The organism is Rhodoferax sp. GW821-FHT02C08 (assembly GCF_059421805.1).
In genome coordinates this window covers 114,051-134,671 of sequence record NZ_JBWKVR010000004.1, presented here as the reverse complement: position 1 = coordinate 134,671, position 20,621 = coordinate 114,051, and the positions used below count along the sequence as shown (strand labels likewise).

The following is a 20,621-nucleotide window of genomic DNA, read 5'->3' as shown; positions in this document are numbered from 1 at the left end:
AGCGCAGGTATCTCCTGCGCTAGAGGCATTTTTTATATAAATTTCTGCTATGCCGCCGCGTGGGTGCCAAAGCGTTTTTCGATGTAGTTCTCGACGATGGCCTGGAACTCCTGGGCGATATTCTCACCGCGCAGGGTCACGTTTTTTTCACCGTCGATGTACACGGGCGCAGCCGGCGCTTCGCCGGTGCCGGGCAGACTGATACCGATGTCGGCGTGCTTGCTTTCACCCGGGCCGTTGACGATGCAGCCCATCACGGCCACTTTCATGGCCTCCACACCCGGGTACTGCTTGCGCCAAACTGGCATCTGCGCGCGCAGAAAGTCGTCGATCTGCTTGGTCAGTTCCTGGAATGTCGTGCTGGTGGTGCGACCGCAGCCGGGGCAGGCGGTGACGCTGGGCACAAAGCTGCGCAAGCCCAGGGCTTGCAAGATTTCCGACGCGACCACGACTTCTTGGGTACGGGCCTCGCCGGGCTGCGGCGTCAGCGAGACGCGGATGGTGTCGCCAATGCCTTCTTGCAGCAACACGGCCAGAGCGGCGCTGGAAGCCACTGTGCCCTTGGTGCCCATGCCGGCTTCGGTCAGGCCCAGGTGCAGCGCATAGCGGCAGCGCTGCGACAGCGCGCGGTAGACCGAGATCAGGTCCTGCACGCCGCTGACCTTGCAGGACAGAATGATTTGCTCGGGCGCCAAGCCCATGGATTCGGCCAACTTGGCTGATTCCACGGCCGAGGTGATCAGCGCCTGGTACATCACCGGTTTGGCGTCCCAGGGCACAGTGCGGCGGCTGTTTTCGTCCATCAGGCCGGCCAGCAGTTCCTGGTCCAGGCTACCCCAATTGACCCCAATACGCACGGCCTTGTTCCAGCGCACCGCAGCTTCAATCATCTGGCCGAACTGGCGATCCCGCTTGTCGCCCTTGCCCACGTTGCCAGGGTTAATACGGTATTTGGACAGGGCCTCGGCGCAGGCCGGGAACTCGGTCAGCAGGCGGTGGCCGTTGTAATGGAAGTCGCCGACCAGCGGCACGTCAATGCCCATACGGTCCAGCTGTTCGCGGATATAGGGCACGGCCTGGGCGGCTTCAGGGGTGTTGACGGTGATGCGCACCATCTCCGAGCCGGCCAGGGCCAGCTCTTTCACCTGGATGGCGGTGCCGATGGCGTCCACCGTGTCGGTGTTCGTCATGGACTGGATGCGCACGGGGGCGTTGCCGCCCACCGTGACATCGCGGGAGCCCCAGCGCACATGGGCTTGGTAGCTATTGCGCGCGCGCGGCGCGGCAGCCTCTACAGGCGTCAGGAAGTCCATTACTTCACCTCGAATCGGGCAACATGGTCTTTGGCAAAAGGCGTCATGTCAAAAGCGTGGCCACGTACTTGCAATTGCACGGCATCCACACGCCCCACCACCATATTGAACGGCGGGGTACCTGATGGCTGGACGACCTCGCCCGCATTCAGCGTACGGCTAAAAGCCACTACGCCCTTGGCATCGGTGACCTTCACCCAGGATTCCCCCGTAGCCGTCATAACCATGATGGAGGGTGCGCTGGCAGCAGTGAGCGGAGCACTGGCAGCAGCAGCCACCACGGGCGCCGAGGCCATAGGCGCGGCAACAGGCGCCACCGCGACCGGAGTTGGCAGCACAGCAGAAGCCGCCGGCGCAGGCTCAACCGTGGGTTCTGAAACAGGAGCCTGCGTAGCAATAACCGTAGAAGTATCCACACCTTGGGACACCTCCGACGCCTCTTCCTTGCTTTTCGGCCACAAGAAGACAGCCAAAGCCGCAATCAACAACAGCGCAACGGCCACGACGGAAGGGCTGGGCATTTGCCCTTTCAGGCCGAAACGTGGCCCCGCATGCGGCTGCCTGAAAGGCGCATTGATCGCCGAGTCTGCCGCGCCCAGGCGCGAGGCAGCTCCCTGGGGAAAATGGGCCAGCACCGGTGCAGCGTCGATCTTGAGACTACGGCATACGCTGGCGGCCAAGGCTCGCGCAAACATGACGTCAGGCAAGGCATCCAAGCGGCCGGCCTCCAGGGCCTCCAGCTTACCCACCGGCACCTTGAGCGACACCGCCAAGGCTGCCACATGCAGGCCCACAGCCTCACGTCCCTGCCGCAAGAGCTGCCCGGCCCGCACAGCCGAAGGCTCACCCTGGGCCAGGGTTTCAGACTCCACCGCAACGGGTGCCGCAGGCACCACTGACTCATTCATCAAATGCCCCTCTCTCATACGCCGCCAGCTCGCGGGATTGTGCATAACGCTTTCGCAGCTGATCCACCAGCTGCATCATTGCCTCACGGTTCTCCATGCGGCGCTCCACCTTGATGCCAAGCCACAAGGACTCGGAATTCGCAAGCTCGGAATTATTGATTCTGCGGATATAGAACTGGGCACGTGTCCATTCGCCACGTTGGTACAACAAAGTCGCAAGGTTGTAGCCGGTGATGGGGTTGCCAGGATCCAGCTCATAGGAACGAGACAGACTGCGCTCAGCCTCGGGCAACAAATTGGCGCGCTGCTGGCAAAGACCTTCCGTCATCAGTGTTTTGGCGCGCGCACTATAGATGGGGTTGGCCAAGGCCTGTTCGAACATCTGCACGGATTCCGCGTATCGGCCTTGCTGACACATCAACCAGCCATAGTTGTGCATGGTGTTGGGCTCACGCGGGTTCAAGGCAAGAGCCCGGCGGAAACTGTCTTCCGCCAGACGCAAATCGTTCAAGCGCATGTAAATCAGGCCGCGCAGATTGAAAGCATCAGAGAACGAGGGGTCAATCACCAGGGCCTGCTTCAGCTCGTCCAGTGCCACCGTAGTTTGGCCTTGCTCGAAATAGCCGATCGCCAATTGCAGGCGGGTACGTGCATGCTTGCGAGCCTCTGGTTCATCTGACGCCGTCACGATGTCAGTCTGGGGGCCTGGATTGGCGGCGACCGCAGGCGTCACATGTCCAGGCGCGCCGCACCCGGCCAGCCACAGCACCATGGCACATCCAGCCAACAGCCCCAATAGGCTGTTACCCCACAGTTTTTTTTGCATTCCTCAGACCCCTTTGGACGATTCAACCACTGGCGGCACCTGCGCCATCATCACCATACGTTGCTGGGCCATGCGTTTCACCACCTGGGTGCGGTCCTTGACATCACCGGCCAGCTGACCACAGGCAGCATCGATATCGTCACCCCGGGTCTTACGCACCGTTGTCACGATACCGGCGTCACTCAACAGTTTGCCAAATGCCGTCACACGGGCCAGGGGCGAACGCAACAGGCCAGACGCTGGGAAGGGGTTGAAGGGAATCAGATTGAACTTACACCACACGCCGGGGCGGCGGTATTGCTGCACCAGTGCGATCAGCTCCTGGGCATGCTCGGGCTGGTCATTGACGCCATCCAGCATGCAGTATTCAAAGGTGATGAAGTCCCGTGGCGCATGCTCCAAATAGCGGTTGCACGACTCCATCAGCTCGGCCAAGGGGTACTTACGGTTCAACGGAACCAGGTTGTCACGCAGGGGATTGTTCGGCGCATGCAACGACACTGCCAGGGCAACAGGGCAATCCTGCGCCAGGCGGTCAATCATGGGCACCACACCAGAAGTAGAAACCGTCACCCGGCGACGCGACAAACCATAACCATGGTCGTCCAGCATCACCCGCAAAGCTGGCACCAAGGCGTTGTAATTCTGTAAAGGCTCACCCATCCCCATCATGACGACGTTGGAGATGACGCGATCTTCGGTTTTGAGGTGTTTGCGCAGGAAGTGCTCAGCAAACCATAGCTGGGCCACGATTTCACCGGTGGTCAGATTACGACTGAACCCTTGGTGCCCTGTGGAGCAAAACCGGCAGCCCACAGCGCAACCGGCCTGGGATGAAATGCACAGCGTGCCACGATCGCTCTCGGGGATAAATACTGCCTCAACGGCATTGCCCTCACCCACATCAAACAACCATTTGATGGTGCCATCAGTGGATGCATGCTGGCTAATCACAGGCAAGCCCTGCACATGTGCGCTGCCGGCCAATTTGCCGCGCAAGGACTTGGCCAGATCACTCATCTGGTCAAACTCTGTGGCTCCACGCTGGTGTATCCAGCGGAACAACTGTGTCGCGCGAAAACGCTTTTCCCCGAGCCGCTCACAAAATGCGGCCAAGCCGTCGAGATCAAACTCGAGCAGATTGGTCGTCATTTCAGGCGCCGCTCAGGGCTCACCCCCACCAGCGATGCCCTCTTGCAGAGGCAGCGAAGCATGAGGGTGCACATAGTTAGCGGGAGTACACGTTCAGGCCAGCGAAGAAGAAAGCGATTTCTTCCTTGGCGGTTTCAGCAGCGTCAGAACCATGCACGGCATTGGCGTCGATGCTGTCAGCGAAGTCAGCACGGATGGTGCCGGCATCAGCCTTCTTGGGGTCCGTTGCACCCATCAGGTCACGGTTCTTCAGAATGGCGTTTTCGCCTTCCAGGGCCTGGATCATCACAGGACCGGAAATCATGAAGTCCACCAGATCCTTGAAGAAAGGACGGGCTTTATGCACAGCGTAGAACGCTTCGGCTTCGCCGCGCGACAGGTGCGCCATGCGGGCTGCCACAACCTTGAGGCCAGCTGCTTCAAAGCGTGCATAGATTTGACCGATCACGTTCTTGGCGACTGCGTCGGGCTTGATGATGGAGAGGGTACGTTCGATAGCCATGATTTTCCTGAACTTAGGTTTTTTGAAATTTTGCCAACAAAGCAAAGCCTGCGAGTTTAACCCGCCGGCATGCCCACTTTATGAATAGGTTGTAGTGGTGCGAGCAATTGCCTTACTCTCATCCACAATTAGCGGTTACGGCCACCACTGCGGCGCGGCCCGCCGTTACCGCCGCCACCAGAGCCTCCACTGCGTCGTGGCCCACCCTGGTTCGGTTCTTTGCGCTGCCGGGTAAAACTATCGGCACCGATGTAGCCAAAAGCGGTCTTCATCGGATCTGGCTGACCACCACCAGGAGTCCGGTCCGCCATATCCTTACGACCTTGACCACGGCCTTTGCCGCCAATCTGGTTGGTCACCAATGGATTCGGGCCTACAGGTGGGTTGACACCCGATGGACGGGGGCCTCGTCCTCCCGTGTTGCGACCACCCCGTGTGCGGTTCGGGGCACTACGGACATCGGCAGGATTGGGTGGGCGGCGGCTAGGGGCACGTGCCTGGCGCGGCACCTCATCGAACTCACTCGCGGGCGCCTTGTTGGCCGCATGCACCAAGGCCTGGATATCGCGATCGTCGAGCTCCATCCAACCGCCGCGCTTGAGGCCGCGGGGCAACAACATGGCACCGTAGCGAATGCGAATCAACCGGCTGACCGCATGGCCCACGGCCTCCAGCATGCGGCGAACCTCACGGTTACGGCCTTCGGAAATGGTCACACGGTACCAGCAATTGGAACCTTCACCACCACCATCTTCGATGCTGCCAAACGAAGCCATACCGTCATCCAGCTTGACGCCATCGAGCAGGCGCTGCTTTTCTTCCTTGCTCAGGGCGCCCAGCACGCGCACCGCGTATTCGCGCTCCAGCCCAAAACGTGGGTGCATCAACTGGTTTGCCAGCTCGCCCGAACTGGTGAATAGCAACAGACCTTCGGTATTCAGGTCCAGCCGCCCCACTGACTGCCACTTACCCTGGAACAATTTCGGCAATTTACGGAACACGGTAGGACGATTTTGCGGGTCGTCATTAGTCACCACCTCGCCTACCGGCTTGTGGTACGCAATCACCCGAGCCGGAGGCGGTTCAATGCGAAAACGCACCGGTTTGCCATTGACCTTGACCGAATCCCCGTATTGGACGCGCTGACCAATATGGGCAGGTTCGTTGTTAACCGAAATGCGCCCCTCCAGAATCAGCTGCTCCATCTCCAGGCGTGAGCCCATACCAGCCTGGGCCAATACCTTGTGCAGCTTCGGGCTCTCCGCAAGAGGCGCCAGCACACGTTTCAGCGGTGGAATGTCGGCACTTTCTTCATCGGCATCAAACTGACCCGATACCACATCCAGAAAACGATTTTCAGCGTCATCCGACGGTGCCGGCGCGGGCCGAGAGCTGGCTTCGGCACCCACGGGCAGATCTTCCGTAGCAGGAGGCGTAAGCGGCGCGGGGTCAACAGGAGTGTTATGCATGGGGCGAACTTGTTATCGGAGAATCACCGCTGGCGGTGAGGGGAGCAAAAGGAGGCTCGGAGGGCTCCAGCGAAGCTGGGGAAACATCCACAGCGGGGTTATCAATCGGCAATGCCGCTTGCGCAAAGTCTTCAGCTTGCGTCAAAGAGGCCAGCAACTCGGCACTTTGCACAGGGTCATCCGCCAAAGGCAGCTGGTCCAGGGAGGCTAGGCCCAAATCGTCCAAAAACTGGCGCGTGGTTGCAAACAATGCGGGACGCCCCACCGTCTCACGGTGACCAATGACCTCAATCCAGCCACGGTCTTCCAGTTGCTTGATGATCATCGCACTGATGGTGACACCACGGATCTCCTCCATGTCCCCTCGGGTAGCCGGCTGACGATAGGCAATGATGGCCAAGGTCTCCAATGTCGCTCGCGAATAACGTGGCGGTTTTTCGGGATGCAAACGATCCAAGTACTCACGCATCTCAGGGCGACTTTGAAAACGCCAGCCGCTCGCCACATTGACCAGCTCCACGCTGCGTTGTGACCATTCACTTTGCAAATCCTGCAGCAGGGACTTCACAGTGTCTGCACTAAGAGCATCGTCAAACAGGACACGCATATCGCGCACAGGCAAAGGCTGCTGCGAACAAATCAGTGCAGCCTCGAGGACGCGCTTGGCCTCTGCCGTATTCATGTATGTAACTATTCCGGGGAAAACGCCATTCAAGGACGCAAAATCGACAGCGCGGAGCTCACGGTACACGCGACCCGCTGGGGTGTCGTCAAAAAACTGATAGCGTCAGGACCCAAGCCCGAGCATCAAACGCTTTTAGCCATTGTAACTGAGACCCCAGTCAACCAAGGCAAGGCGCATATCCTGCGGCAGTGGCGCATGGAATCGCAAAGCCTCCCCCGTCATCGGATGGACGAATGAGAGCTGGGTCGCATGCAATGCCTGGCGGGCCATTCCGGCAGCAGCGATGCCGCCATACACAGCATCCGCCACCAGAGGGTGCCCAGCAGCAGCCATATGCACCCGAATCTGATGGGTGCGGCCCGTATGCAAGGTGCAGCGAACCAGGCAGCCTTGGTCGCAATTCTCCAGCAGAGCCACATCGGTCCTGGCAGTTTTACCCGCATGCAAGGCCAAATCAACTACAGCCATGCGCAGGCGATTGCGCGGATCACGCCCAATAGATGCGTCCAAACTACGGTTTGCGGGGCCAGTCCAGGCCTTGTGCACCAAAGCCAGATACTGGCGGCTCACGTCTCGGGACGCGATCATGGCCACCAGTGCATCCATGGTGGCCCGACTTCTGGCCACGACCATCAAACCACTGGTGTCTTTATCCAGCCGATGAACGATGCCCGCCCGCGGCAGCATCTGGGCTTGCACATCGCGCGCCAACAGTCCGTTGAGTAAAGTTCCGCTCCAGTTTCCCGGAGCCGGATGCACCACCAAGCCAGCAGGTTTATTGATTACGCGCAAAAAAGCGTCTTCAAAAACCACATCCAACGGCATGGGCTCAGGCTTGAAAGCCTGGCTTTGCTGTGTGGGGCGCAACTCAATAACACCTGCATCCCCGGCCTTTACTTTGGCCGCAGGCTTTAGTGCAGGCCGGCCATTCAGAGTCACCGCCCCCGCCTCTATCAATTGCTGCAGATAACTGCGCGAAAACTCCGGCACCAGCTCTACCAAAGCGCGGTCCAGCCTCTGCCCATGCAAAGCTTCGGCAATATGTAATGCGCGCTGCTCTGACTCCACCTCCAGAGGATCCGGAAGGTTTTCTGCCGAGCCGTCAGCAGCAAGGTCGGTCGATATAATCAAATCGCTTAGTTTCAAGAAAGTGGCCAGTGATGTTGCGCTCTAGATTATCGGTGTTCCCTGGCCTGCTGGCCGTCGTTCTGGCTTTCGGCCTATCTGCCTGCTCCACCGTGACCGAAGATAAAACGGTGGGATGGAGCCCCAACAAGATTTACTCCGAAGCCAAGGATGAGCTCAACTCCGGCGCCTATGACAAGGCCATTGGCTTGTTTGAAAAGCTGGAAGGCCGCGCCGCAGGCACGCCGTTGGCACAGCAGGCTCAGCTAGAAAAAGCTTACGCATACTACAAATCAGGCGACAAGGCGCAAGCCCTGGCCACCCTGGACCGATTCCTCAAGCTGCATCCCGCCAGCCCTGCACTGGACTATGCGCTATATCTCAAAGGCATTGTCAATTTCAACGAAGACCTAGGACTATTCTCCTTCGTGACCCGGCAAGATCTGTCCGAACGCGACCAGAAAGCAGCCAAGGAATCCTTTGAGTCATTCAAGGAACTGAGCACCCGCTTCCCCGAGTCTCGCTTTACGCCCGACGCCCTGCAGCGCATGGTCTATATCGTCAACTCGCTGGCCCAATACGAAGTGCATGTTGCGCGCTATTACTACAGCCGCGGAGCCTATGTAGCAGCCATCAACCGCGCCCAGTCCGCCCTGGTGGACTACCAGAATGCCCCTGCACGTGAAGAGGCCTTGTACATCATGGTCAAGTCATACGAAGCTCTGGGCATGACGCAGCTGCGCGATGACACGCAACGCATACTGGCGCAAAACTACCCAAAAAGTGAATACGTGAGCCAAGGCTTCAAGGCCAAGGATTCTCCGTGGTGGAAGATTTGGTAAGCGCCTGTAAGGCCGTCTGAAATTCGGCTTCCGTTTTCAAGATCCGCATGGGCGGCAATGCGGCTCGCAGACGCTTGCCATAGCCCATACTGACAAGACGCACATCACAAACCACTAGCAAGCCTCGGTCTGTTTCGTGGCGAATCAAGCGCCCGGCGCCCTGCTTCAATGCAATGACGGCCTCTGGCACGAAATATTCCATAAAGGGATTTCTCCCCTCTGATTCAATTCGCTGAGCTCGCGCCTCTACCACCGGATCGTTGGGCGGCGGAAACGGCAGCTTATCGATGATGACGAGCTGTAGCACGTCGCCAGGAATATCAACCCCCTCCCAAAATGATGCCGAAGCCACCAACACACAGCCTGGCTGGCCGTTGGATGCCCCTTGGCGGAAGCGCTCGATCAAGCGGCGCTTAGGCTTGTGCCCTTGCACCAACACCTCTAGCGCCAGATCGCCGGCAAACGCCACCTGCAACGCATCACCTATCACCTGCAAGGCACGGAGAGACGTAGTCAAAACCATGGTGCGCCCACCCAAACTGCGCGCGGCGTCTGCCGCAAAGAGCGCCACCTGGGCGCTGTGTGATGACTCGCCAGGTTTGGGCAAATGGCGTGGAACATAAAAGCCAGCCTGCTCAGCATAGTCAAATGGACTCGCCACGCGAACACAGCTTGCACCATGGAGTCCACAGCGTTCGGTAAACCAGCTCAATTGCGCATCATCGCCCAAGGTCGCTGACGTAAATACCCAGGATTTTCCGGTGTCCGCAACATCCGCCCCGAAAAGTCTTGCTTTGACAGCCGACGCAATATCCAAAGGAGACTCTGTCAGGCGCAGATGCATGCCCACCTCCAGCCAGCGCACACCCTGTAAAGGGTTTTCCCGCGAAAACTGCAAAATCACGTCGCGCAGCGCCATAGCCCGCTCATGCAGTCGCACAAAGTCAGGAGCCAGCTCACTCACCATATCCAAAGCCATCGCCGCTTGCTGCAAAGCTTCAACCATGTCCGCCATGGCCTCACGCCAAACGTCCTCCTGCAAACCTTCTGGCGCCAGACCCGTCCAGCGCAAGCGCGTGTTCGGGCCGACCTTCCCCACCACCAGCCGCAGCTCACGCGCGGCGCGCTCCACTGCAAAAACTGTTTGCTGCCAATCCACCAGGCCCCGCGCCTGCTGCAAGCCTGTGGCAAGCAGGTCTCGGGCAAAATCCAGCAACTGCCCGGTTGTGCAATGGGTGCCCAAAAACTGAACTCCGGTTTCGTTCAGCTGATGTGCTTCGTCAAAAATTGTTACCCGCGTAGTAGGCAACAATTCGGCCATCCCGCTCTCTCGTACAGCAAGATCGGCAAAAAAAACATGGTGGTTCACCACCACCACATCCGCCGCTAACGCCTCTCGACGGGCCAGATTGACATGGCAATCGCGAACCCTGGGACACTGGGAGCCTAGACAATTCTCACGTGTTGATGTCACCCTCGGCAGTAAGGTTGAACGCTCGTCCAAAGCGTCAAGTTCAGCCATATCTCCGCTGCGGGTCACAAGGGACCAGCGTTCAATATCGGCCAAGTTCTGCAATTCAGAGCGGTCCACCGGATGGAAATCAAAACGAGCCTGCTCCAGGCGCTGCAGGCACAAATAGCTGCCACGCCCTTTTAGCAAAGCAATGCGCAAAGGCAGACCCAAAACACGGGCCAAGAATGGCAGGTCACGTGCAAACAATTGGTCTTGCAAATTCTTGGTTGCTGTAGACAGCAGGATACGCTCCCCGCTCAGCAACGCCGGCACCAGATACGCAAAAGTTTTGCCTACGCCGGTCCCGGCTTCGGCCACCAATACCCCGCCCTCTTCAATGGTCTTGGCCACACTTAAAGCCATATCCAATTGGCCAAGACGGAGCTTGTAATTACTGGTGGTGCGCGCCAGAACCCCGTCAGACGCAAAGACCTCTTGAACCCGCTGACCCAGGCCCATCAAGCTGGCTCTTTGGGATCAAGTGACATTTCCAAGCGCGCAATTTTGTCCCGCAGGGCCAAGCGGCGCTTTTTCAGCCTTTGCAGCATCAATTCATCCAGTGGTTTATGCTCAACCAAGTGGTCAATGCTGGCGTCTAAATCGGCGTGTTCCATGCGCAATTCGATCAGTTGGCGTTCAGGGGAGTGGAGGTTGGGATTCAAGGCGACGATCTAGAACAAGAAGAGCCAGACGCATTCCAGCTTGGCTGGATAATACGGACAAGTAAAGTTTATCCACACATTATGTGCGGACCCGCTCCCTGCGCCAACCATAGAACTAAGCATTTCATATATGTCCCCAGGTTTTCGGATTACCGCTTCGACGGGCCTTCACAAAGGCGATCGCGAATACCAACAAGACCAGCTCCTACTGCTCAGCCATGCCCGCGTGCACGGCTGTGTATTGGCCGCGGTAGCCGATGGCATGGGTGGCCGAAGCGGTGGTCGCAAGGCATCCGACCAGGTCATGATGACCGCCCGCCAACTCTTCGAACGCTTTGATCCCTATAACGACGACCCGCGCAACCTACTAAAAAACATCATTGCGGAGGCCCACCTGGTCATCAAGCTGACCGCCATTTCTGCCGAGGAAGAGCCACACAGCACCGCCGCCTTGTTTTTGATTACCCCACAAGGCCAGTGCCACTGGGCGCATACCGGCGACTCTCGCATTTACCACTTCCACAAGGAGCAACTCGTCAAGCGCACGCTAGACCATTCCTTTGTGCAGAACCTGGTGGAGCGTGGCGAAATCACCCCCGAAGAAGCCAATACACACCCCAACGCCAACATCCTGCTGGGCTGCCTGGGCACAGAGGCCGACCCGCCTGTAGACGAGCACCTGCAGCTGCAGTTGCAACCTGGCGATACGCTACTGGCCTGCAGCGACGGTCTTTGGCACTACTTTACAGACAATGAATTGGGCAGCATCTTGTCCAGCCTGCCGCCGCGCGAGGCCAGCGCAATCCTGATAGAGCAAGCGCGTAAGCGCGCCCGAGGCACGGGCGACAATCTTTCCCTGGTTTTGGTGCACATCTCCACACTGTAAGCGCGCCTCCATACACAAAGAGCCCGCCAACCTGAAGGTTGGCGGGCTCTTTGCCATTCTCACCGCGTGCCGCTGTAGCAGCCGCACGCAGGAAAATTAGTTGCGGGTTTGATCAACCAGCTTGTTCTTGGCAATCCAAGGCATCATGGCGCGCAACTGGGTACCGACCTTTTCGATCGAATGCTCAGCCGTCAGACGGCGACGAGCGGTCATGCTGGGGTAGCCGGTACGGCCTTCCAGAATGAACATCTTGGCGTATTCGCCGGTCTGGATGCGCTTCAGGGCGTTGCGCATGGCTTCGCGGGATTCGGCGTTGATCACTTCGGGGCCGGTCACGTACTCGCCGTATTCGGCGTTGTTCGAGATCGAGTAGTTCATGTTGGAAATGCCGCCTTCGTAGATCAGGTCCACGATCAGCTTCAGTTCGTGCAAGCACTCGAAGTAGGCCATTTCAGGAGCGTAGCCGGCTTCGACCAGGGTCTCGTAACCCATCTTGATCAGTTCGACAGCGCCGCCGCACAGCACGGCTTGTTCGCCGAACAGGTCGGTCTCGGTTTCTTCCTTGAAGTTGGTTTCGATGATGCCGGCCTTGCCGCCACCATTGGCCATCGCGTACGACAGGGCCAGATCACGGGCCTTGCCGGTCTTGTCCTGATGCACGGCCACCAGGTGGGGCACGCCGCCACCCTGGGTGTAGGTATTGCGCACGGTGTGGCCAGGGGCCTTGGGGGCGACCATCCACACGTCCAGGTCAGCACGTGGCACGACTTGGTTGTAATGCACGTTGAAGCCGTGGGCGAAGGCCAGCGAAGCGCCTTGCTTGATGTTGGGTTCGACGTTGTTCTTGTAGACGGAAGCGATGTCCTCGTCAGGCAACAGGATCATGACCACATCAGCGGCCTTGACCGCGTCGTTGACTTCCAGCACGTTCAGGCCGGCCTTGCCAACCTTGTCCCAGGAAGCGCCGCCCTTGCGCAGACCGACCACGACCTTGACGCCGCTGTCGTTCAGGTTTTGCGCATGCGCATGGCCTTGACTGCCGTAACCAATGATGGCGACCGTCTTGCCCTTGATCAGGCTGAGGTCACAGTCTTTGTCGTAAAAAACTTTCATGTTCTGCTTTCAAAAATTAAAGGTTTGGCGAAATGCCCATCGACAGGCTCAGGGCGAACGTTTACCGCAATCGCCAAAAATAGTCCGTTCGCGTTGAGCCCGTCGAAACGCGCGTACGGACGACTCAAAACTAAACCCGCAGAATGCGTTCACCACGGCCGATACCGCTGGCGCCGGTACGCACGGTTTCCAGGATCGCGCCGCTGTCCAGTGCTTCCAGGAAAGCGTCGTTCTTGCCCTGGTCGCCGGTGAGTTCGATGGTGTAGCTCTTCTCGGTCACATCGATGATGCGGCCGCGGAAGATGTCGGCCATGCGCTTCATTTCTTCGCGCTCCTTGCCGACGGCCCGCACCTTGACCATCATCAGTTCACGCTCGGTGTAAGCGCCTTCGGTCAGGTCGACCACTTTGACGACTTCGATCAGGCGGTTCAGGTGCTTGGTGATCTGTTCGATCACGTCGTCCGAGCCCGAAGTCTGGATGGTCATGCGCGACAAGGTGGCGTCTTCGGTCGGAGCGACCGTCAGCGACTCGATGTTGTAACCACGGGCGGAAAACAGGCCGACCACGCGCGACAGCGCACCGGGTTCGTTTTCCAGCAAGACAGCAATGATGTGTTTCATAAGACTAGATTCCTCTTTTCGCTGCCCTCCCCCGCACACGGTAATGTGCGGGCTCGGCAAGCAATAGATTCGTCAGAAAGTTAATACTATCGAATTGATAGCTGCAAGCGCAGGCAGTACCTGCGCCAGAGCCCGATTTTTCTCAAAGGTCTGGTTACAGATCCTCGCTGCCCAGCAGCATTTCGGTGATGCCCTTGCCGGCCTGCACCATCGGGAACACGTTCTCGGTGGGGTCGGTACGGAAGTCCATGAACACCGTACGGTCCTTCAGTTTGCGGGCTTCGCGCAAGGCGGGCTCCACATCTTCCGGGCGCTCGATCAGCATGCCGACGTGGCCATAGGCCTCGGCCAGCTTCACGAAGTCCGGCAAGGCATCCATGTAGCTGCTGCTGTAGCGGCCGGAATACTCCACCTCTTGCCACTGGCGCACCATGCCCAGGTAGCGATTGTTCAGCGAGCAGATCTTGATCGGCGTGTTGTACTGCAGGCAGGTCGACAGTTCCTGGATACACATCTGCACCGAGCCTTCGCCGGTGATACAGAACACTTCGCTGTCGGGCTTGGCCAGCTTGACACCCATGGCGTAGGGAATGCCCACGCCCATGGTGCCCAGGCCACCGGAATTGATCCAGCGGCGCGGTTCGTCAAAGCGGTAGTACTGCGCAGCCCACATCTGGTGCTGGCCCACATCGGAGGTGATGTAGGTGTCGGCATCCTTGGTCATGTTCCACAGGGTTTCGACCACGTACTGGGGCTTGATCACGTCGCTGGAGCCCATGCTGTACTTCAGACAGTTGCGGCTGCGCCAGCCTTCGATGGTGCTCCACCAGCTGCCCAAGGCATCGGCGTCGGGCTTGGTGCCGGCTTCCTTGATCATGGCGATCAACTCGGTCAGCACTTCCTTCACGTCGCCGACGATGGGTACATCGACCTTGACGCGCTTGGAGATGCTCGACGGGTCGATGTCGATGTGGATGATCTTGCGTTCGTTCTGGGCGAAATGCTTGGTGTTGCCGATCACGCGGTCGTCAAACCGGGCGCCAACAGCCAGCAACACGTCGCAATGCTGCATAGCGTTATTGGCTTCGATGGTGCCGTGCATGCCCAGCATGCCCAGGAATTTCTTGTCGCTGGCCGGGTAGGCACCCAGGCCCATCAAGGTGTTTGTGCAGGGATAGCCCAGCATGTCCACCAGGGTGCGCAGCTCTTGCGAAGCATTGCTCAGCAGCACGCCGCCGCCGGTATAGATATACGGACGCTTGGCCGCCAACAGCAGCTGCAAGGCCTTGCGAATCTGGCCGCCATGGCCTTTGCGCACCGGGTTGTACGAGCGCATGGCGACGGTTTCGGGGTAGCCGTGGTAAGGCGTCTTCTTGAAAGACACGTCTTTCGGTATGTCCACCACCACCGGTCCGGGGCGACCGGTACGAGCGATGTGGAAGGCCTTCTTCATGGTCTCCGCCAGATCGCGCACGTCCTTGACCAGGAAGTTGTGCTTAACGATGGGACGGGTGATGCCGACGGTGTCGCATTCCTGGAACGCATCCAGGCCGATGGCGTGCGTAGGCACCTGGCCGCTGATGATCACCATGGGAATGCTGTCCATGTACGCCGTGGCGATACCGGTCACTGCATTCGTCAGGCCGGGGCCGGAGGTGACCAGCGCCACACCCACATCACCAGTAGCACGCGCATAGCCATCGGCAGCGTGCACGGCGGCCTGCTCGTGGCGCACCAGCACGTGCTGGATAGTGTCTTGTTTGTAGAACGCGTCGTAGATGTACAGAACGGCGCCGCCGGGGTAGCCCCAGATGTGCTTAACGTTCTCGGCCTGGAGACATTTCACCAGAACCTCAGCGCCCATGAGCTCTTGGGCGGTAGTACGCGGGGTATTTTGTGCGGCGCTAGACGCTGCGGCCGCCGAAGTGATTTCGGCTTTTGACATTTCCATGATGAACCTTTGTGAATTTCTCTAACGAAATACCTTGGGTGCTTCTTCACGAACTCTTTTGGAGACGTGTTGAAACTTAAGACCAAAGCCATGGGTGGGCTGCTTGCACCACCGAACCATGATCCGTTTGCGTTTTACTTGCGCCTTGGATTATGTCACTGTGCAACGCACAAAATCCATAACAGTCCAAGAAAATGCGATCCCAATGCCATAATCTCGCCCGACAAGCCCTTTCTCGGTGCATATTTCCCCACTGAGAGTCCACCGCCTTTACCAAACGTCCTTCAGACCCGATCTTCTTGGCTACCGAACGCGAACTCTCTGATTTCCTCAAAGGCGTCGAAAAACGGGCGTTCAAGCGCTCGCTGTACCACGTGCGCAATGAAGAATCTGCGCTGGACATCGTGCAAGACAGCATGATGAAGTTGGCCGAACACTACGGCGACAAGCCGGCAGAAGAACTGCCCATGCTGTTTCAACGGATTCTGTCCAACTGCACCCTGGACTGGTTTCGCCGCCAAAAAACCAGAAACACACTGTTCTCCAACATGAGCGATTTCGAGTCTGGCGACGGCGAGTTCGATCTACTGGAAACCTTTGAGCTCTCCGATAGCTCCGAACAAACGGAAAGCGCGGAAGACTCCACCCGCCGGGCACAAGTTTTGCGTGAAATCGATGCGCAGGTACAAGAACTCCCAGCACGTCAACGAGAAGCGTTCCTCATGCGTTACTGGGAGGAAATGGATGTTGCGGAAACCGCCAGCGCCATGGGCTGCTCGGAAGGCAGTGTCAAAACCCATTGCTCCCGCGCGGTCCAATCGCTCAGCAAAGCACTCAAGGCACGAGGAATATTTTTATGACACAGCTGCTAGCACCCCGCACGCTTTCTGCGGAAGACCGTTATGCACTCAAGCTCACGGCGCGCCTCTCTGAAGGCAGTAGCGAACTGCCGCACGATATTTCCGAGCGCCTGCGCGTGGCTCGCATGCAGGCCCTGGCCAAACGCAAGGTGGCGCCGTCCATCCGTACGGCCACCGTGGTGCTGGGCCAAGGCGGCAGCGCAACACTGAGTATGGGCAACGAAAACCCAGGCTGGTGGAGCCGACTTGCCTCTGCTGTCCCGATTTTTGCGCTGGTCGTTGGCATGCTGACCATTTACGTTGTGCAAAACGACAATCGCACTGACGAATTGGCCGAAGTGGACTCCGCCTTGCTAACGGACGACCTGCCGACCGCGGCTTACACCGACCCTGGATTTGTAGAGTTCCTCAAAACCAGCCGAGACACCACCCAATAACCCGGACCAGATACGGATGTTCCTTTCGAGCAACGGTCAATTTCTTTCGCTGCAAGCTTATGCAGCTGTGGCAAGCCTGTGTCTGGCGGGTTGGGCCATATCTGCGCCCGCAATGGCGCAAGTCGCCGCTATTTCCAATGGCCCAGCCTCCATTCCCCTGGCGGTCACGGCAAAGACCGAACTGCGACCGCTGTGGAAGGAGTTGACGCCCGCCCAGCAAGAGGCTCTCAAGCCCCTGGCCATGCACTGGAACGATATCAGCGAGCCCCAGAAGCGCAAATGGCTGGCCTTGTCTGCCAATTACGGAAAAATGAATGACACTGAGCGGGCCAATCTGCATGAACGCATGCTGGACTGGGGCTCACTGAGTGTGGCCGAACGCAGTCGCGCTCGCCTGAATTTCGCCGAAGCCAAACGTCTGACGCCCTCCGAGAAAAAGGCCAAATGGGAGGCCTACCAAACGCTGTCGGCCGAAGAAAAACACCAGCTGGCCAAACAAGCACCCACCAAGTTACCCGGTGCAGCCACCGCGGTACGGCCTATTTCGCCGCAAAAACTGGTGGTGGTTCCAGCCGCGCGCAAAGACGTCATCAAAAACCCCAGCATCGTGACGGAAGCGCACCAAATCGATCCCAAAACCCTGCTCCCCCTGGCTTTACAGCGCGTAGAACTGGGTAACCCGGCCGGATCCACTCCCGCCAAAACAACGGCCCAATGACGCCCCCTGCCTCCGTGCTGGGTGGCGACACACTCACGGCGCCCAGCTTGCGCCGGCGCATGGCCTCCTGGCTGTACGAGGGCATGCTGATGTTCGGCGTGGTGTTCATAGCTGGCTACTTGTTCAGCACACTCAGCCAAACCCGCAACGCCATGGACAATCGAGGCGCCTTGCAAGCCTTCTTGTTTGTCATATTCGGCATCTACTTCACCTGGTTCTGGTCCAAAGGACAAACCCTGGCCATGAAAACCTGGCATATGCGGGTCGTCGACAAAAACGGTGTTGGCATCACGCAACGCAGGGCATTTATGCGTTACCTGTCCAGCTGGCTGTGGTTCTTGCCACCTCTGGCGGCACTGGCGCCGTTCGAAGTTTCGGTGCAGGAAAAAGTGTGGGTGCTCTTCGGCTGGATTGCAGTTTGGGCAGTTTTGAGCCGCTTCCATCCGCAGCGTCAGTTCTGGCACGATGCGCTGGCGGGCACTCGCCTGGTTGCCTCACCGCCCTTAAGTCGTTAAGGGTCGTTAAGGCACTTATGGTGCCTTGGCTCGGCGACAATCAGGCCATGTCCTCTTCCCCCATGCACTCCGAAGCCAACCCCCAAAAATCCCGCACCGGCCTAAGCCGTATCTGGCACGCCGCAGGCTATTCACTCGCCGGTTTACGCGCAGGCTGGCATGAAACCGCTTTTCGCCAAGAAGCCATCGCCGCCATGGTGCTGATTCCTGTGGCCGTATGGCTGGCCCATAGCTGGGTGGAGTTTTCGTTGCTGGCAGGCTCCATCGTCATGGTGATGGTGGTGGAACTGCTGAATACGGGAATTGAAACCGCCATCGACCGTATCGGGCCGGAATGGCATTCGCTGTCCAAACGCGCCAAGGATATGGGCAGCGCGGCCGTGCTGCTGAGCCTGCTGATGACCATTGCCATTTGGGGCATGGCGCTGGTCCAGCGCTTTACAGCCTGGATCTAAATGGTTTAGACCGCGGCTTCGTCCTGTTCGCCGGTACGGATGCGCACCACGCGCTCCACGCTGGTAATAAAAATCTTGCCATCACCGATTTTGCCGGTGCGAGCTGCACGCACGATGGCATCCACGCAGCGGTCCACGTCATCGGACTTGACCACCACCTCGACCTTTACCTTGGGCAGAAAGTCCACCACGTACTCGGCGCCACGGTAGAGCTCGGTATGGCCTTTTTGGCGACCAAAACCCTTGACCTCGGTCACCGTCAGGCCGGTCACGCCACATTCAGCCAGGGCTTCACGGACTTCTTCGAGCTTGAACGGTTTCAGAACGGCGGTAATTTGTTTCATGGTTTTCTCGCTATAGAGTGGAAAAGTTAAGCCCGGAAGCTGCTGGTAATAGGATAGCGCCAATCCTTACCAAAGCTACGGTGGGTCACGCGAATTCCCACTGGAGATTGTCGGCGTTTGTATTCATTGATCTTGATGAGCCGGGTTACGCGCTCCACATCGGCGCGCTCAAAGCCGGCGGCGATGATGGCCTCCAGGCTTTGGTCGTTCTCCATATAACGCTCCAGAATCGCGTCCAGCACCTCGTAGGGAGGCAGACTGTCCTGGTCGGTCTGGTCGGCACGCAGCTCGGCGCTGGGTGGGCGGGTGATGATGCGCTCCGGGATCGGGTTGCTACCGGTGCCATAAGGGTCATTGGCATTGCGCCAACGCGCCAGGGCGAACACCAGGGTTTTAGCCACGTCCTTGATGACAGCAAAGCCGCCAGCCATATCGCCGTACAGGGTGCAGTAGCCGGTGGCCATTTCACTCTTGTTGCCGGTGGTGACCACAATGCTGCCGAACTTGTTGCTCATGGCCATCAACAGTGTGCCGCGGATACGCGCCTGGATGTTTTCCTCGGTCGTGTCTTCGGCTCGGCCCACAAAATGCGGCGCCAGCGAGGCTTTGAAGGCCTCAAACTCGGGCAGGATGGAGATTTCATCGTACTGCACACCCAGGCGCGACGCCATGTCGCGCGCGTCGATCCAGGAAATATCGGCGGTATAGGGCGACGGCATCATCACCGTGCGCACCCGCTCCTTGCCCAACGCGTCCACCGCAATGGCCAGCACCAGGGCCGAATCGATACCACCCGACAGCCCCAGCAGCACGCCGGGGAAACGGTTTTTGCCCACATAGTCGCGCAGACCCAGCACCAACGCGTCCCACAAGTCGGCCTGTAGGCTACGCTCGGGCACTATGCTCGCTTCCAATTTGATAGCTGCCTGCGCAGGTACTGCCTGCACGTAGAACAGATTTTCCTTGAATGCCGGGGCGTGGCCGCTGAGTGTGCCGTCGGCATCCACGCAGAAGGAATTGCCGTCGAACACCACCTCGTCCTGTCCGCCCACGATGTGTGCGTAAATCAGCGGCAGGCCAGCGGCGCGCGCCCGGTCGGCCATGCGCAGCACCCGCTCGCCGCCCTTGCCCACATGGAACGGCGAGGCGTTGATGACGGCCAGCAGCTCGGCGCCAGCCTGCTTGGCCAGCGCGGCAGGCTCGTCGAACCAGGCGTCCTCACAGATCAACAGGCCAACCTTCACGCCCTCTACCTCGAACACGCAGACGCCATGCCCAGGCGTGAAATAGCGGCGTTCGTCGAACACCTGGTAGTTCGGCAGCTCGCGCTTGGCATAGGTAGCCAGCACCTGGCCTTCACGCAGCACGCTGGCCGCATTGAAGCGGCGCTGCACCGCCACGGATTTGGTGCGATCATCGCCGCCGCTGGGGTGGCCGACTACCACCACCAGGTCTTTTAACCCGGCCAGCTCGCGGGCCACTGTTTTCACGGCATCATCACAGGCAGCGGTGAAGGCCGGACGCAGGAAAAGGTCTTCGGCGGCATAGCCGCAAATCGAGAGTTCCGGCGTCAACACCAGCCGCGCTCCTTCGGCATAGGCGGTGCGTGCTGCATCGACGATCTTTTGCGCGTTGCCGGCCAGGTCGCCGACGACAAAATTGAGCTGGGCAACACAGAGTTTGAGAGTCATGGAAACAAAAAAGACGGTGGCAGCAGCAGGCC

Annotated in this window: 22 protein-coding genes; 7 read left to right on the top strand and 15 right to left on the bottom strand. The window is 58.8% G+C overall.

Going from position 1 to position 20,621, the window contains the following annotated elements; translation table 11 throughout:
• Positions 1 to 47: 47 nt before the first annotated feature.
• From ispG to AC07VY_RS06330, 8 genes are all read right to left on the bottom strand, one after another.
• Positions 48 to 1,313: a flavodoxin-dependent (E)-4-hydroxy-3-methylbut-2-enyl-diphosphate synthase gene (gene ispG, locus AC07VY_RS06365; RefSeq protein WP_495096824.1), complete on the bottom strand. Its 1,266-nt coding sequence runs from the start codon at positions 1,311 to 1,313 to the stop codon at positions 48 to 50.
• On the bottom strand, positions 1,313 to 2,221 hold the full coding sequence (locus AC07VY_RS06360; protein ID WP_495096825.1) for a helix-turn-helix domain-containing protein: 909 nt from the start codon (positions 2,219 to 2,221) through the stop codon (positions 1,313 to 1,315). Before AC07VY_RS06360 ends, ispG begins: the two co-directional genes overlap by 1 nt.
• A complete protein-coding gene (gene pilW / locus AC07VY_RS06355) occupies positions 2,214 to 3,047 on the bottom strand; it encodes a type IV pilus biogenesis/stability protein PilW (RefSeq protein WP_495096826.1) in 834 nt (277 codons plus the stop codon). Before pilW ends, AC07VY_RS06360 begins: the two co-directional genes overlap by 8 nt.
• Before the next feature lie 3 nt (positions 3,048 to 3,050).
• Positions 3,051 to 4,199, bottom strand: coding sequence for a dual-specificity RNA methyltransferase RlmN (gene rlmN, locus AC07VY_RS06350; RefSeq protein ID WP_495096827.1), 1,149 nt, complete (start codon positions 4,197 to 4,199; stop codon positions 3,051 to 3,053).
• Between the two features lie 76 nt (positions 4,200 to 4,275).
• Positions 4,276 to 4,701 (bottom strand): nucleoside-diphosphate kinase, encoded by a 426-nt coding sequence (gene ndk, locus AC07VY_RS06345; protein WP_490593745.1) that lies wholly within the window; start codon positions 4,699 to 4,701, stop codon positions 4,276 to 4,278.
• A gap of 128 nt (positions 4,702 to 4,829) precedes the next feature.
• Positions 4,830 to 6,170, bottom strand: a complete 1,341-nt coding sequence (locus tag AC07VY_RS06340) for a pseudouridine synthase (RefSeq protein ID WP_495096828.1) — start codon at positions 6,168 to 6,170, stop codon at positions 4,830 to 4,832.
• Positions 6,163 to 6,852, bottom strand: a complete 690-nt coding sequence (scpB, locus tag AC07VY_RS06335) for an SMC-Scp complex subunit ScpB (protein WP_495096829.1) — start codon at positions 6,850 to 6,852, stop codon at positions 6,163 to 6,165. Before scpB ends, AC07VY_RS06340 begins: the two co-directional genes overlap by 8 nt.
• 135 nt (positions 6,853 to 6,987) lie before the next feature.
• Entirely contained in the window at positions 6,988 to 7,929 is a 942-nt protein-coding gene (locus AC07VY_RS06330) for an RluA family pseudouridine synthase (RefSeq protein WP_495096916.1), read from the bottom strand.
• 86 nt (positions 7,930 to 8,015) lie between these two features.
• On the opposite strand from AC07VY_RS06330, the gene AC07VY_RS06325 reads away from it, so the two are divergent.
• The gene (locus AC07VY_RS06325) at positions 8,016 to 8,822 is read left to right on the top strand and encodes an outer membrane protein assembly factor BamD (protein ID WP_495076220.1); all 807 of its coding nucleotides are present in this window, start codon (positions 8,016 to 8,018) and stop codon (positions 8,820 to 8,822) included.
• Here the strand turns inward: AC07VY_RS06325 and yoaA are convergent.
• Both yoaA and AC07VY_RS06315 read right to left on the bottom strand, forming a co-directional pair.
• A complete protein-coding gene (gene yoaA, locus AC07VY_RS06320) occupies positions 8,785 to 10,794 on the bottom strand; it encodes a DNA repair helicase YoaA (RefSeq protein ID WP_495096830.1) in 2,010 nt (669 codons plus the stop codon). The two genes, AC07VY_RS06325 and yoaA, sit on opposite strands and share 38 nt — an antisense overlap.
• Positions 10,794 to 10,997, bottom strand: a complete 204-nt coding sequence (locus tag AC07VY_RS06315) for a YdcH family protein (protein ID WP_495076222.1) — start codon at positions 10,995 to 10,997, stop codon at positions 10,794 to 10,796. The genes yoaA and AC07VY_RS06315 overlap by 1 nt, the downstream gene beginning before the upstream one ends.
• Before the next feature lie 130 nt (positions 10,998 to 11,127).
• On the opposite strand from AC07VY_RS06315, the gene AC07VY_RS06310 reads away from it, so the two are divergent.
• On the top strand, positions 11,128 to 11,883 hold the full coding sequence (locus tag AC07VY_RS06310) for a PP2C family protein-serine/threonine phosphatase (protein WP_495076223.1): 756 nt from the start codon (positions 11,128 to 11,130) through the stop codon (positions 11,881 to 11,883).
• A gap of 96 nt (positions 11,884 to 11,979) precedes the next feature.
• On the opposite strand, the gene ilvC is transcribed toward AC07VY_RS06310, so the two are convergent.
• The 3 genes from ilvC to AC07VY_RS06295 all read right to left on the bottom strand — a co-directional run bounded on the left by ilvC (position 11,980) and on the right by AC07VY_RS06295 (position 15,569).
• The gene (gene ilvC, locus AC07VY_RS06305; RefSeq protein ID WP_495076224.1) at positions 11,980 to 12,996 is read right to left on the bottom strand and encodes a ketol-acid reductoisomerase; all 1,017 of its coding nucleotides are present in this window, start codon (positions 12,994 to 12,996) and stop codon (positions 11,980 to 11,982) included.
• 130 nt (positions 12,997 to 13,126) lie between these two features.
• Positions 13,127 to 13,618, bottom strand: coding sequence for an acetolactate synthase small subunit (gene ilvN, locus AC07VY_RS06300; RefSeq protein WP_295960339.1), 492 nt, complete (start codon positions 13,616 to 13,618; stop codon positions 13,127 to 13,129).
• A gap of 154 nt (positions 13,619 to 13,772) precedes the next feature.
• Positions 13,773 to 15,569 carry an acetolactate synthase 3 catalytic subunit gene (locus tag AC07VY_RS06295; RefSeq protein WP_495096831.1) on the bottom strand — a complete coding sequence of 599 codons (1,797 nt, stop codon included), beginning with the start codon at positions 15,567 to 15,569 and terminating at the stop codon, positions 13,773 to 13,775.
• Between the two features lie 299 nt (positions 15,570 to 15,868).
• Here AC07VY_RS06295 and AC07VY_RS06290 point away from each other — a divergent pair, with 299 nt between their 5' ends.
• The 5 genes from AC07VY_RS06290 to AC07VY_RS06270 all read left to right on the top strand — a co-directional run bounded on the left by AC07VY_RS06290 (position 15,869) and on the right by AC07VY_RS06270 (position 18,554).
• Entirely contained in the window at positions 15,869 to 16,429 is a 561-nt protein-coding gene (locus AC07VY_RS06290) for an RNA polymerase sigma factor (protein ID WP_495076226.1), read from the top strand.
• A complete protein-coding gene (locus tag AC07VY_RS06285; RefSeq protein WP_495076227.1) occupies positions 16,426 to 16,866 on the top strand; it encodes a DUF3619 family protein in 441 nt (146 codons plus the stop codon). Before AC07VY_RS06290 ends, AC07VY_RS06285 begins: the two co-directional genes overlap by 4 nt.
• A gap of 112 nt (positions 16,867 to 16,978) precedes the next feature.
• Positions 16,979 to 17,584 carry a DUF3106 domain-containing protein gene (locus AC07VY_RS06280; RefSeq protein ID WP_495096832.1) on the top strand — a complete coding sequence of 202 codons (606 nt, stop codon included), beginning with the start codon at positions 16,979 to 16,981 and terminating at the stop codon, positions 17,582 to 17,584.
• Entirely contained in the window at positions 17,581 to 18,099 is a 519-nt protein-coding gene (locus tag AC07VY_RS06275) for an RDD family protein (protein WP_495096833.1), read from the top strand. The genes AC07VY_RS06280 and AC07VY_RS06275 overlap by 4 nt, the downstream gene beginning before the upstream one ends.
• Before the next feature lie 47 nt (positions 18,100 to 18,146).
• Positions 18,147 to 18,554: a diacylglycerol kinase gene (locus AC07VY_RS06270; RefSeq protein ID WP_495076230.1), complete on the top strand. Its 408-nt coding sequence runs from the start codon at positions 18,147 to 18,149 to the stop codon at positions 18,552 to 18,554.
• Between the two features lie 5 nt (positions 18,555 to 18,559).
• Here the strand turns inward: AC07VY_RS06270 and AC07VY_RS06265 are convergent, their stop codons facing one another.
• A complete protein-coding gene (locus tag AC07VY_RS06265) occupies positions 18,560 to 18,898 on the bottom strand; it encodes a P-II family nitrogen regulator (RefSeq protein ID WP_495076231.1) in 339 nt (112 codons plus the stop codon).
• 26 nt (positions 18,899 to 18,924) lie between these two features.
• The gene (locus tag AC07VY_RS06260; RefSeq protein WP_495096834.1) at positions 18,925 to 20,589 is read right to left on the bottom strand and encodes an NAD+ synthase; all 1,665 of its coding nucleotides are present in this window, start codon (positions 20,587 to 20,589) and stop codon (positions 18,925 to 18,927) included.
• Between the last annotated feature and the right edge of the window lie 32 nt (positions 20,590 to 20,621).